Origin of the sequence: Enterococcus gallinarum NBRC 100675 (assembly GCF_001544275.1) — a bacterium.
Taxonomy (GTDB): Bacteria; Bacillota; Bacilli; order Lactobacillales; family Enterococcaceae; genus Enterococcus_D; species Enterococcus_D gallinarum.
The window spans coordinates 99,605-112,047 of the sequence record NZ_BCQE01000006.1; the positions used below are offsets into that span (position 1 = coordinate 99,605).

Sequence of the window (12,443 nt, forward strand, 5' to 3'; positions counted from 1 at the left end):
CAAAAAAATACGGCTCATGAATGGAATGATAGCTTCCTTTCATGAGCCTACTCTTTTTTTATTTAGCGGACTTCAGCAGCTCCTACTCGATCATGCGCGTGTACACTGCCGGTTTTGTTGATTGTCAGCTGATTGATCTTTTCAGCGTTCGTAAGAACCGTAACAACATCTGTTTTCTTTCCAGCTTTGGTAACAGCTTCTAGATCCATCTCAGCAATCAATGTATCTACTGTGACAGCATCACCTTCTGACACTTTGACAGTGAATGGTGCTCCTTTTAATTCAACGGTATCTAATCCCATATGAACTAAAACCTCTGCCCCACCAGGAGTCAAAATTCCAATTGCATGTTTTGTTTCAAAAATACTTGAAACCGTCCCTGCAACAGGAGCATAGATTTTTCCGTTACTTGGACGAACTGCATAGCCATCACCCATCATTTTTTGTGAAAAAACAGGGTCTTCCACTTCACCGATTGCAATGATTTGACCATCTGCCGGTGCATAAAGCATTTCCTCAGTTACAGTAGTTGCTACATTCGCAGAAGAAGTCATTGGGTCTACTGTTGTCGCTGTATCAGTAACGCCTGTGTCTGCAAGAGCCAGTTCTGGTTCCAATTTATTTAAGACACTAACTTTTCTAAATATAAAAGTAAAGATGAACGTTACTACAATAGTCACACCCATCGAAAGGAAAACCATTGGGTAATCTTCAATTTTGAAAGATAAGAATCCTGGAAGTCCCCCGACACCAATACCTAGTGCTCTTGTATTTGTAGCAGTGATCAACATTCCGCCAAATGCAGAACCAACCATAGCTGCAAGAAATGGGTAGACATATTTCAAATTAATCCCGAACATAGCAGGTTCTGTTACACCCATATATGCAGAGATTGTTGCAGGTACGGATACTTGTTCTTCTTTTTTATTCCCACGATGAAGGAACCAAATAGCTAATACTGCTGTACCTTGGGCAATATTTGATAGCATAATCATTGGCCAAAGATTCGTTGTGCCATAATCTGCTACTAATTGTGAATCAATTGCTAGCGTAGTATGATGTAAGCCTGTGATAACGAGCGGTGCATAAAGACCACCAAAAATAAAACCAAATAACCAGTTTAATGATGATGTTAAACCAGCATTTACTACCCATGAGATTCCTGAACCAATTTGCCAGCCGATCGGACCTAAAATCATATGAGCTGCTAAAATAGTTGGTAACAATGAAAATAGAGGAACAAAAATCATAGAAACTGCTTCTGGAATCCATTTTCTAAAGAATCTTTCCAAATAAACCAATAGGAATCCGGCTAACATAGCTGGGATAACTTGAGCTTGATAGCCAATTTTGTCAATTGTGAAAAAACCAAAATCCCATGTATAATTTTGAGCGATCTCCGCAGCACTGGTTGAACTTACAGAATAAGCATTTAATAATTGCGGTGATACTAAAGTAATCCCCAAAACGATCCCCAAAATTTGTGTAGCTCCCATTTTACGAGCAATACTCCAAGTAATACCTACAGGTAAAAAGTGAAAGATTGCTTCACAGGGTAACCATAAAAATCCATTGACCCCATTCCAAAAAGTAGAGGATTGCGTAATGGTTTGTCCACCTAAAGCCTCAAGAGGTACACCTTCTAGAAAATTTCTTAAACCCAACATTAAACCACCGACAATAATTGCTGGTAATAATGGCGTAAAAATTTCTGCTAATGTGCCAATGGCGCGTTGAACAATATTTTGGTTATTTTTCGCAACCGCTTTACTTTGTTCTTTAGAAACTCCTTCAATCCCAGATACCGCTGTAAAATCATTGTAAAACGTTGGAACATCATTTCCGATAATCACTTGAAACTGCCCAGCATTTGTAAACATCCCTTTAACACTTGGAATATCTTCAATGGCTTTCTCGTTTGCTTTCGACTGATCATTCAGTACAAATCGCATCCGCGTCGCACAGTGAGTCACAGCTGCAATATTTTCTTTACCGCCTACATACTCCAGCAATTTTTCAGCATCATCCCGATACTTCCCCATAATAATAAACCCCTTCCATTTAAACTTGTATATATATGTTTGTATTTCATGCTAATCATAACTTTATATTTACAATATTGCAAGCGTTTCATTCTATATTTTTTTCACTAAAAACATTTGTGAAAAACCATCATTCAGAACACGCTTTATTTTTGTTGATACAAAAGGATTTTCATTTAAAAAAATAAACTTTGAGCAAATAAAAAAAACAAATCACTTTCATTTAACTTTACACAATAATTTTAAAAAACAGCCTTATTAAATTGAAAAAGCTTACAATATCGGTTATAATCATTTTGCATGTATAGACAAGTAGAAAGGGGAGAATACTGTGAACAAAATTGAGATCACTAATGATCAATGGCTATTGGCCGACCACATGGGTACTACATTTACGTTTACAGGGACTACCAATGAACGAATAGCAGCATTAAAGAAACAATTGGAAAAGAATCAAGAGGGAGGAATCCTTTCCGACTCATTCGTCTTTACTAACGAAGAAGGAACCTTTTCATTAGATCAATGGTTAACCGAAAAATTAAATCGAGCGTTTGTATGTGGAACTGAAGAAAGCTTTGAAGAGAAGCGTTTGGAGATTCCTTGGCAATTAGAATATTATGGCTATACTCCTGGCAAAGATGAGTACTCCGTTGAATCATTATTGACAGTAGGAAATGGCTTTATAGGGTTGCGTGGTACCACTCCAGAAATGGAGATTTCCGATGCCAATTATCCTGGGCTTTATTTAGCAAGTCTCTATAATACGGCAGAGTCAGAGGTGTCTGATCGTACCATTACAAATGAGGACTTCGTCAATGCACCAAATCTGCAAAAAATTTATTTAGTCATTGATAACGAAAAAATCGATATTGCACAAAATACACTTTTATCTTTTAAGCGTCAATTAAATTTAAAAACTGGATTATTTACCTCCTTCGCTGAAATCGAAACCCAAACTAAAAAGCAATTACGAATTGAAACACAAAAAATTGCTAATATGGAAAATAGTCATCACTACTCCATCCTTTACCGCTTTATTCCACTTAATTTTACCGGAGAAATCGAAGTGATAAGTGAAGCAGATGGTTCGGTCTACAATTATAATGTCGCACGCTATCGAAGCTTGACAAACAAGCACTTGACCATTCAAACAACGGAGTATTTTAAGAGCAAAGCTCTGCTCATTGCCCGTACAAATCAGTCTGACATTACGGTTTGCCAAGCATCACAATTATTTTCTGATGACTTTTCTCTTGAAACATTAAAATCAGAAAAAACGGCAGAAAAAGTAATTCAAAAATTAACAATTTCTGCAGAGAAAAATAGAACTTATACTTTAGAAAAATCAGTTACTGTCGCTAAATATCAAATGGGAGAACAAACAACTACTAGCAATCTGGCACTTCTTTCACTACCACGGTTTAAAGAAATGTATGCTGAATCCAAAGAAGCTTGGCGCAAATTATGGGAGAATGCAGCCATTACCATTGATGGGGATCTCATGTCACAAAAAATGCTGAATCTTCACACATACCATCTATTAGTGTCAGCAGCACCCAACGCCTATGAGCAATCTCTTGATGCTAGTATCACAGCCCGTGGTCTCCATGGTGAGGCTTACCGTGGTCATATTTTTTGGGATGAATTATTCATCTTACCTTTTTATATTCTTCATTTTCCTAAAACCGCCAGAGAGATCTTGCTTTACCGCTATCAGCGCTTAACGGCAGCCAAAAAAGCAGCCAAAGAAGCCGGATACCAAGGCGCAATGTTTCCATGGCAATCTGGTTTAGATGGAACAGAACAGTCACAAGAACTTCATTTGAATCCTATCAGTGGTGAGTGGAAAGAAGACCATAGCCGATTGCAACGTCACGTTTCTTTAGCGATTGCCTATAATGTATGGCAGTACTGGCATAACGTTCGAGACCGATCTTTTATGGAGCAATACGGTTTAGAATTAATTTTAGAAATTGCTCATTTTTGGCAGAGTGCTGCTACTTTGGATTCTGTCACAGGCCGTTACTCAATCGAAGGTGTCATGGGACCAGATGAATTTCATGAAAGTTATCCCAACAGTCAAAAAGGTGGGTTGAAAAATAATGCATATACCAATATGATGGTAGTGTGGTTGTTTGAAGAAGTGGAAAAATTACGCAATCAACTTTCACCAGAAATCTTTCAAAATGTAGCAGCTAAAGTGCTGCTTTCAGAGGATAATTTCTCACAAATGACCGATATTCGTAAAAATCTAAGTTTAGAAATCAATCCCGAAGGAATTATTGCACAATTTGAAGGCTATTTTGATTTAAAAGACTTAGACTGGGATCATTATAGAGAAAAATATGGGAACATTTATCGTATGGATCGTATTTTAAATGCTGAAGGAAAAAGCGCCGATGCATACAAAGTTGCCAAACAAGCTGACAGCCTAATGATTTTTTACAATTTTTCAACAGCGCAAGTGCATCAAATCTTAGATGATCTTACTTACCGCTTACCCGAAGATTATGTAGAAAAAAACTTGCATTACTATTTGGCCAGAACTTCTCATGGCTCTACACTCTCTCGAGTTGTACATGCTCAATTGGCGGCAATGGTTGATCAGCAAGATCTCGCTTGGTCTTTATATCAAGAGGCTCTCTATTCAGATTACCGCGATATTCAAGGAGGAACCACTGCCGAAGGAATTCATGCGGGTGTAATGGCGGCAACTCTCTATATTCCGCTAACGACATTTGCGGGAATCGATTTTCGGGAAGATGTGATGCGTATTGATCCAAATCTGCCTAAGCAATGGCAAAATATTCAATTTAATATTCAAGTCAGAGGTATTAATTATCACTTTAATGTTACACATGAAACATTGACAGTTGTAGCTGACCAAAATACAACGATCATTCTTTCTGGCGCTACTCATGAATTAAAAGCCAATAAAGAACAATCTATCAACTATTAAAGGAGAGTAACATAATGAAAAAAGGGTTTGTTTTTGATTTAGATGGTGTGATTACAGACACAGCCAAATATCACTATATCGCATGGAAAGAACTAGCCGCTGAAATCGGTATTGAAATCGACTTAAAATTCAACGAACAACTAAAAGGGATTAGTCGTATGGATTCCTTAGAGCGTATTTTAACCTTAGGAAATAAAAACGATGCTTATAGTTCAGAAGAAAAAGATGCTTTAGCAAGCAAAAAAAACACGCACTATGTTCAATTACTTCAAAGTCTGACTCCGGATGACCTTCTTCCGGGTGTCAAAACTTTTCTAGAAGAAGCAAAACACAAGGGAATTCCTTGTGCTATCGCATCGGCATCTAAAAATGCGCCATTTATTTTAGATAAATTGGGTGTCATGCAGGATTTCGATGTAATCGTTGACCCAGCCACACTTTCTAAAGGTAAACCAGATCCAGAAATCTTTATCCAAGCTGCAAAAGGACTGAACATTGAACCTAGTGATGCAGTTGGTTTTGAAGATGCCCAAGCAGGTATTGATGGCATTAAGGCAGCTGGCATGTATGCAGTTGGTGTCTATTCTGGTGAAGAACTGCATGGAGCTGACACAATCGTCGAAAAACTGACGGATCTTTCAATTGATGAATTATTGGCCAAATAGCCGATTGCTTTTCAAAAATGCCCTCGCTATAATAGGCAAGAGGAGGCAATCCCATGAATAAATTCAAAGAGATATTTTTGGATCTTGAACAAAAGATACTGTCAAACGAATACCCGCCACACTCTCTTTTACCTAGTGAAAACCAATTAATCAAAATGTACAGTGTTTCTCGTGAAACGGTTCGAAAAGCCTTGAATCTTTTAAAAAATGCTGGCTACATTCAAAAAAAACAAGGAAAAGGTTCAATCGTTTTAGATCTGAATCGTTTTGACTTTCCTATTTCTGGTCTAACTAGTTTTAAAGAATTACAAGATACTCAACGTATTCCTAGTGAAACAAAAGTAGTCGAAATTCGTAAGATCGCCGTTTCACCAAAATTACATGGTATAACTGATTGGCCAGTTGCTTCTGAAGCTTGGAAATTGGTACGTCAAAGAAAGATTGATGGTGAAGTTGTCATTCTAGATAAAGATTATTTAGATGCTTCGATTATTGAAGAATTGCCTGAACGTCGAGCACAAGACTCGATCTATGATTACTTTGAAAATGATCTTGGACTTGAAATTGCCTATGCACAAAAAGAAATCACCGTGGATCCAGTTAATAAAGAATTAAGAGATTTGATGGACCTTCATCCTGATGATCAACATGTTGTTACTGTACGTAGTTTGGTTTATCTTGAAGACACACGCTGTTTTGAATACACTGAATCGATACATCGCTTAGATAAGTTTCGATTTGTAGACTTTGCGCGCAGAAGAAAAATCTAACCTCTCTTAAGTACTAGGCGGCTTTGATTAATTTTAATCCTGCTAACGAGGGCTAAACTATTTGATAAAAAAGAACCTTGGCTTTAAAAGCCAAGGTTCTTTTTTATGCTATTTAGCGTAATCAGTTGCTCGCGTTTCACGAATAACCGTTACTTTGATATGTCCTGGATAATCAAGATCATCTTCAATTTTTTTGCGGATATCACGTACTAGACGAACCGCATCTAAATCGGAGATCTCTTCTGGTTTAACCATAACTCGTACTTCTCGTCCTGCTTGTACAGCAAAACTTGAATCTACACCTTTGAAGCCATTCGCAATATTTTCTAAGTTTTGCAAACGACGGATATAGTTTTCCAACGACTCGCTACGTGCACCTGGTCTAGCAGCGGATAAAGCATCTGCTGCAGCTACCAGCACAGAGATAACTGAAGTAGCTTCTACGTCTCCATGGTGGGATGCAATTGCGTTAATGACTACAGGATTTTCTTTATATTTGGCAGCAAGTTCAGCACCAATCTCAACGTGTGAGCCTTCAATTTCATGATCAAGTGCTTTCCCAATATCATGCAGCAGTCCAGCACGTTTTGCTAACTGAATGTCTTCACCTAATTCAGCAGCTAGAACACCCGAAAGTTTTGCCACTTCAATTGAGTGGTTCAATACGTTTTGTCCATAACTGGTTCTAAAGCGTAAACGTCCCAATATCTTGATTAAATCAGGATGTAGGGTATGTGCACCGACTTCAAAGGCTGCTTGTTCCCCATATTCACGGATGTGTTCATCCATTTCTTTGCGGGATTTCTCAACCATCTCTTCAATACGTGCAGGATGGATCCGTCCATCTTGGATCAGTTTCTCTAATGTCATTCGTGCAATCTCTCGACGGATTGGATCGAATCCTGATAGTACAACTGCTTCTGGTGTGTCATCAATAATCAGATCAATACCGGTCAATGTTTCCAATGTCCGAATATTGCGTCCTTCTCGTCCAATGATTCGACCTTTCATCTCGTCATTTGGTAATGATACGACAGATACTGTTGTTTCTGATACTTGATCTGCAGCACAACGTTGAATTGCTAGTGACAATAAGTTTTTCGCTTTACGATCTGCTTCTTCTTTTGCACGTTGTTCTGATTCTTTTACCATAATCGTTAATTCATGATTCAACTCTTCTTCCGTTGATTTCATGATCAACTCTTTGGCTTCCTCTCTAGACAAAGCCGCAATACGCTCTAATTCTTGCTGTTGCCCATCGATTAGTTTTTCTACTTCTTTTTCTCGCTCGTCAATTAATTGTTGTTTCTCACTAAGTCTGTTTTCTTTTTCTTCCAGTGAGTGCTCTCGTTTTTCCAAAGAATCATCTTTGCGATCAAGTACTTGTTCTCTTTGGAGCAAGCGATTTTCTTGTGATTTTAAATCAAGTTTGCTTTCTTTCAACTCACTTTCAATCTCTGACCGATAACGCTGATTTTCTTCCTTAGCTTCTAACAATGCTTCTTTTTTTAGAGTTTCTGCTTCTTTTTTAGCGCTTTCGATAATTCCAGTTGCAGAATTTTGCGCGCCATTGATCTCTTTTTCGTGACGAGATTTGGTCACAAAAACTCCTAATCCAAGACCGACAATTAAACCGATGATAGCGAGGAGAATGTAAAGTAGTTCCAATGAATCCACCTCCATACTATCTTTTACAATATTTTGTAGTTTTGATAAACAAATTAAAATAAATTATCAAGTTGCCTACTGCTATGTGGAAACCCACATAAGTTTATTCTAATGTTTGTACACAAGAGTGTCAACTTTAAATCCTATGTATATCACCTCCTATAGGTTTCATTTTAACGTGCAATTTTTATGGGCAGATCTGTTATTACTGTACAAAAAAAGCCAAACACTTGAATGTTTGGCTTCTTCTTTATCGTTAAACGATCTTATTCGTCTAATGGTAGTTCTTCTTGCGCATCTTCTATTTCAATGACCGTTTCCCCGGTACCAATGCCGTACGCATCGCGAACACGAGCAGAAACTTCCATCATCATTTCTTGATGTTCACGCATATAGTTTTTCGCGTTTTCCCGCCCCTGACCAATGCGATCTCCTTTATAAGCATACCAAGCACCGCTCTTATCAACAATGTCTTGCTCTACTGCCATATCAAGCAACTCTCCCTCTTGAGAGATTCCTTGTCCATACATCATGTCTACTTCAGCAACTTTAAAAGGTGGCGCTACTTTATTTTTGACAACTTTGATTTTTGTCCGGTTTCCGATAATGTCTGTTCCGGATTTTAATTGTTCTGCACGTCGTACCTCTAATCGAATCGTCGAATAGAATTTAAGCGCACGTCCACCAGGAGTTGTTTCAGGATTACCGAACATGATCCCAACTTTTTCACGAATTTGATTGATAAAAATCGCAATTGTTTTGGTCTTGTTGATTGATCCAGATAATTTACGCAATGCTTGAGACATCAACCGGGCTTGAAGACCAACGTGGGTATCACCCATTTCACCATCGATCTCTGCTCTTGGTACCAAAGCGGCAACCGAGTCGATAACAACAATATCGACAGCTCCACTTGATACTAAAGCATCAGCGATCTCAAGACCTTGCTCACCTGTATCGGGCTGAGATAGCAGCAAATCATCGATATTTACACCCAATTTTTGTGCATATTGAGGATCTAATGCATGTTCTGCATCGATAAAGGCTGCTGTTCCGCCGCCTTTTTGAACTTCAGCGATTGCGTGTAAAGCAACTGTCGTTTTACCAGAACTTTCTGGTCCATATACTTCAACGATACGTCCACGTGGATAACCACCCACACCTAAAGCAACATCCAAAGCCAATGAACCACTTGGAATCGTCGAAATTTGTTGATCGACTTTCTCACCAAGTTTCATAATGGCACCTTTACCATAGTTCTTTTCAATCTTTTTCAGTGCAGCATCTAAAGCTGCTTTACGATCATCTGCCAAACGGATAATCCCCCTTATTTTCTTCACTTTCGTGTGTCAATTACTATGTTAATAATAGTCCTTCTTTTAAAAAAATGCAAGAAAAAACGAACAAACATTCGCATTATCTTAACAATTCCTTACGTAATAGATCTAATCCTGCCATTACTGCACTATGACGAATGTATGCACGATCTCTGGAAAAATGATAGCACTTGCTTTTCACACCTTCATTGGTTGCTAAAGCAATCCAGACCGTTCCTGGGCGTTGATTCTCAAGCTCATCTGGTCCAGCTACCCCGGTAAAAGAAAGGGCGTAATCCGCTTTTTCTTTGGCTTGGGCAGCAAGCGCCATCGCTTCTGCACATTCCTTGCTGACAGTTCCATAGGCTGTTAGCAAGTCTTCATTGATTCCTAGCATCTTACTTTTTGTCTCTTTAGCATAAGTCACATAACCACCAGAAAATACACGGGACACGCCTGAGATGTCTCCCAGCGTCGCTTGAAAGAGTCCCGCTGTCAAACTCTCCGCAGCCGTCACAGTTTTTTTCTTTTCTTTCAGCATATCAACGACTACTTCAGCTAATGATGTATGCTCGCCATATCCATAAAAATATTCGCCCACTCTTGCTTGGATTTGTTGTTCTAATTCATCTAGTTTGGCTTGTCCTGCCGATTCATCCGTAGTTTTCACCGTCAAACGCAAGGTTACTTCATTGGGTTTAGCATACGGTGCGACCGTTGGGTTCTTCTGAGAATCAATTAGATCGGCAAGTTCAGTTACTAGTGCGGATTCTCCAATTCCATAAAATCGCAATACTCGAGAAATCAACTGTTCTTCTGAAGAAAACTCTGTCTGCAAAATTGGACGGGCTTGTTGGATAAACATTGGTTTCAGTTCACTTGGCGGTCCAGGCAACAAGAGATATGCCGCTGTAGCTGTTCGATAGAAGATACCGATTGCTAACCCAGTTGCATTAGGTAACGCTGTGCCATCTTTGAAGACCAACGTCTGTCTCAAATTATTTTCTGTCATAAAACGCTGACCATTTTTGAAAAAAGTTAGCATTTGCTCATACCCTGCTTCGTCACGAACGAGCTCTTGACCGACATGCTGTGCAACGATTTGTTTGGTTAAATCATCTTCTGTAGGTCCGAGCCCGCCACAAAATACGATCAAGTCACTGCGATTCTCAGCAAGTGTTACTAGCTCTTCCAAACGTTTTGGATTGTCCCCTACAACACTATGATAGTAAACTTCGATTCCTAAACTAGCTAATTCTTCTGATAAGAAAGTTGCATTGGTATTCACCACCTGTCCCAAAAGCAATTCGGTCCCTACTGCAATAATCTCTGCCTTCATTTCATTACTCCTTCATTATCAACTACGTTGTAATTGATTTTTTTTACAAAAAAAGTTCAGAATTCCTCTGAACTTTTAGAAATTACATTGAACCTTTAAAAACACTGGCATTTTTAATAAAATAATCGATTCCCGAATAAATTGTAAAGATCAAACATACATACAACATGATTTGATCCAATGGAATGCCTATGAGTGAAAAAGGAAGATTGTTAATAAATAAGAAAATAATGGCAACCATTTGTGTTGCTGTTTTGATTTTTCCAGGCCAAGCAGCAGCAAGAACTTCACCATGATGCTCTACCAGCAGTAGCCTTAAGCCAGTGACTGCTAATTCTCGACAAATGATAATAGACACTACCCAAGCTGGAGCCTTATCCAATTCGACCAACATAATAAATGCCGTCATTACCAACATTTTGTCCGCTAAGGGATCGGCAAATTTCCCAAAATTGGTAACCAATCCTCTGGAACGAGCAATCTTACCATCCAGCCAATCCGTAATGCTTGCAACAGCAAATAGAATGGCTGCTATCAGATGTGTTGTGAGTAAATCGACACCTCCAATATCCAATGTTCCTAAATCAATGGGCAATGCCAAAACTAAAATAAATATAGGAATCATTATAATGCGTAATACAGTTAATTGATTAGGTAAATTCACAAAATTTGCTCCTCTCTGACAAATATTGTACGAAAAAAACGGAAGTCATGCTACTACAGCACTTGCCATAGGAACAACGTTATTTTTCTACAAGTTAATAGTTCTTTCTGATCAGTTTGTTTCTTGATACTCAATCGCTAAATGCACATTTTTTTGGAGCAATTTATACTGAGGATCATCAAAATCGATTTTTTGTCCGTTTGCGGCAATCTGGATATTTTGGCTTGCACCAAGAACAATAGTTGCATTCGTTGCACTTGCTGGCAATGTCATCGATTGGACTTCTCCCGCTTGTAAAGTATATTGGTAGACATAGGCATTGTCTACAAGAATGCCTACCCAACATGAAGCATCTAATCCAGTTAACTCTAATTTAATTGGGTCCGTTGCATCTTTGACTGAAATCGTGATATCTGATTGGGAAGATTCTCCCTTGGTCATAGTCATTTCTTTCTCACTAGATTCTGTGCTGCTAGAAGATTGAGTCTCTGACTCACTCGTTTCTTTGCTTGCTGTCGATTCCACCGTGCTTGAGGTTGATGTATAGGCTGAATTCTCAACCACTGGTGCCGAACTACCTTGAATCATAGGGGTTGAATGTCTGTCTTGCCAAGCCATATATCCAACAATACAGATAATAGTGACTGCTACTAATCCTAATAAAATCATTGGTAAGTAGCGGGATAAAAACGTTCCGCCTTTTTCCTCTACATGCAAAGCTTTTCTCGAACCGCTTACGGTCTCAGGTTGAGGTCTTTTAGGCAGTGGTTCTGCCAATGTATCTTTTCCATCAAATACAGCAACTAATTTATCTCCGTCCTCACCTACAGCGGCGGCATATTGACGAATAAATGCACGAACATAAAAAGTTCCTGGTAATTGTTCAAAACGATCGGCTTCGATTGCCTCCAAATACCTTTTTTGAACTTTTGTCATTTGCTGTAATTCATCTAATGAAATATGTTTATCTAAACGGGCTTGCCGTAATTTTGCTCCAATCGTAGTTTCGTTGGCCACTCA

The 12,443-nt window shown here is 38.7% G+C and carries 9 protein-coding genes; 3 read left to right on the forward strand and 6 right to left on the reverse strand.

Annotated elements, in window-relative coordinates; genetic code table 11:
• Nucleotides 1–62: 62 nt before the first annotated feature.
• Nucleotides 63–2,042 carry a PTS system trehalose-specific EIIBC component gene (gene treP / locus EG2_RS04625; RefSeq protein WP_060813727.1) on the reverse strand — a complete coding sequence of 660 codons (1,980 nt, stop codon included), beginning with the start codon at nt 2,040–2,042 and terminating at the stop codon, nt 63–65.
• A gap of 331 nt (nt 2,043–2,373) precedes the next feature.
• Here treP and EG2_RS04630 point away from each other — a divergent pair, with 331 nt between their 5' ends.
• From EG2_RS04630 to treR, 3 genes are read left to right on the forward strand one after another with little or no spacing between them, the layout of a single operon-like run.
• Nucleotides 2,374–5,001 (forward strand): glycoside hydrolase family 65 protein, encoded by a 2,628-nt coding sequence (locus EG2_RS04630; RefSeq protein ID WP_115241641.1) that lies wholly within the window; start codon nt 2,374–2,376, stop codon nt 4,999–5,001.
• A 14-nt stretch (nt 5,002–5,015) separates the two neighbouring features.
• Nucleotides 5,016–5,666, forward strand: coding sequence for a beta-phosphoglucomutase (gene pgmB / locus EG2_RS04635; RefSeq protein WP_060813728.1), 651 nt, complete (start codon nt 5,016–5,018; stop codon nt 5,664–5,666).
• A gap of 53 nt (nt 5,667–5,719) precedes the next feature.
• Nucleotides 5,720–6,436, forward strand: a complete 717-nt coding sequence (gene treR / locus EG2_RS04640; RefSeq protein ID WP_003128986.1) for a trehalose operon repressor — start codon at nt 5,720–5,722, stop codon at nt 6,434–6,436.
• A 108-nt stretch (nt 6,437–6,544) separates the two neighbouring features.
• Here the strand turns inward: treR and rny are convergent, their stop codons facing one another.
• The 5 genes from rny to EG2_RS04665 form a co-directional block, all read right to left on the reverse strand.
• Nucleotides 6,545–8,119: a ribonuclease Y gene (gene rny / locus EG2_RS04645; RefSeq protein WP_029487351.1), complete on the reverse strand. Its 1,575-nt coding sequence runs from the start codon at nt 8,117–8,119 to the stop codon at nt 6,545–6,547.
• Between the two features lie 251 nt (nt 8,120–8,370).
• The gene (gene recA / locus EG2_RS04650; RefSeq protein ID WP_060813729.1) at nt 8,371–9,417 is read right to left on the reverse strand and encodes a recombinase RecA; all 1,047 of its coding nucleotides are present in this window, start codon (nt 9,415–9,417) and stop codon (nt 8,371–8,373) included.
• A gap of 103 nt (nt 9,418–9,520) precedes the next feature.
• Nucleotides 9,521–10,759: a competence/damage-inducible protein A gene (locus EG2_RS04655; protein ID WP_060813730.1), complete on the reverse strand. Its 1,239-nt coding sequence runs from the start codon at nt 10,757–10,759 to the stop codon at nt 9,521–9,523.
• Between the two features lie 82 nt (nt 10,760–10,841).
• On the reverse strand, nt 10,842–11,423 hold the full coding sequence (pgsA, locus tag EG2_RS04660) for a CDP-diacylglycerol--glycerol-3-phosphate 3-phosphatidyltransferase (RefSeq protein ID WP_060813731.1): 582 nt from the start codon (nt 11,421–11,423) through the stop codon (nt 10,842–10,844).
• 111 nt (nt 11,424–11,534) lie between these two features.
• Nucleotides 11,535–12,440 carry a helix-turn-helix domain-containing protein gene (locus tag EG2_RS04665; RefSeq protein ID WP_060813732.1) on the reverse strand — a complete coding sequence of 302 codons (906 nt, stop codon included), beginning with the start codon at nt 12,438–12,440 and terminating at the stop codon, nt 11,535–11,537.
• Between the last annotated feature and the right edge of the window lie 3 nt (nt 12,441–12,443).

Bases quoted from the DNA above. Each gene is read 5' to 3' on its own strand.
- treP (WP_060813727.1), bottom strand. From the start codon at position 2,042: ATGGGGAAGTATCGGGATGATGCTGAAAAATTGCTGGAGTATGTAGGC.
- pgmB (WP_060813728.1), top strand. From the start codon at position 5,016: ATGAAAAAAGGGTTTGTTTTTGATTTAGATGGTGTGATTACAGACACA.
- treR (WP_003128986.1), top strand. From the start codon at position 5,720: ATGAATAAATTCAAAGAGATATTTTTGGATCTTGAACAAAAGATACTG.
- rny (WP_029487351.1), bottom strand. From the start codon at position 8,119: ATGGAGGTGGATTCATTGGAACTACTTTACATTCTCCTCGCTATCATC.
- EG2_RS04655 (WP_060813730.1), bottom strand. From the start codon at position 10,759: ATGAAGGCAGAGATTATTGCAGTAGGGACCGAATTGCTTTTGGGACAG.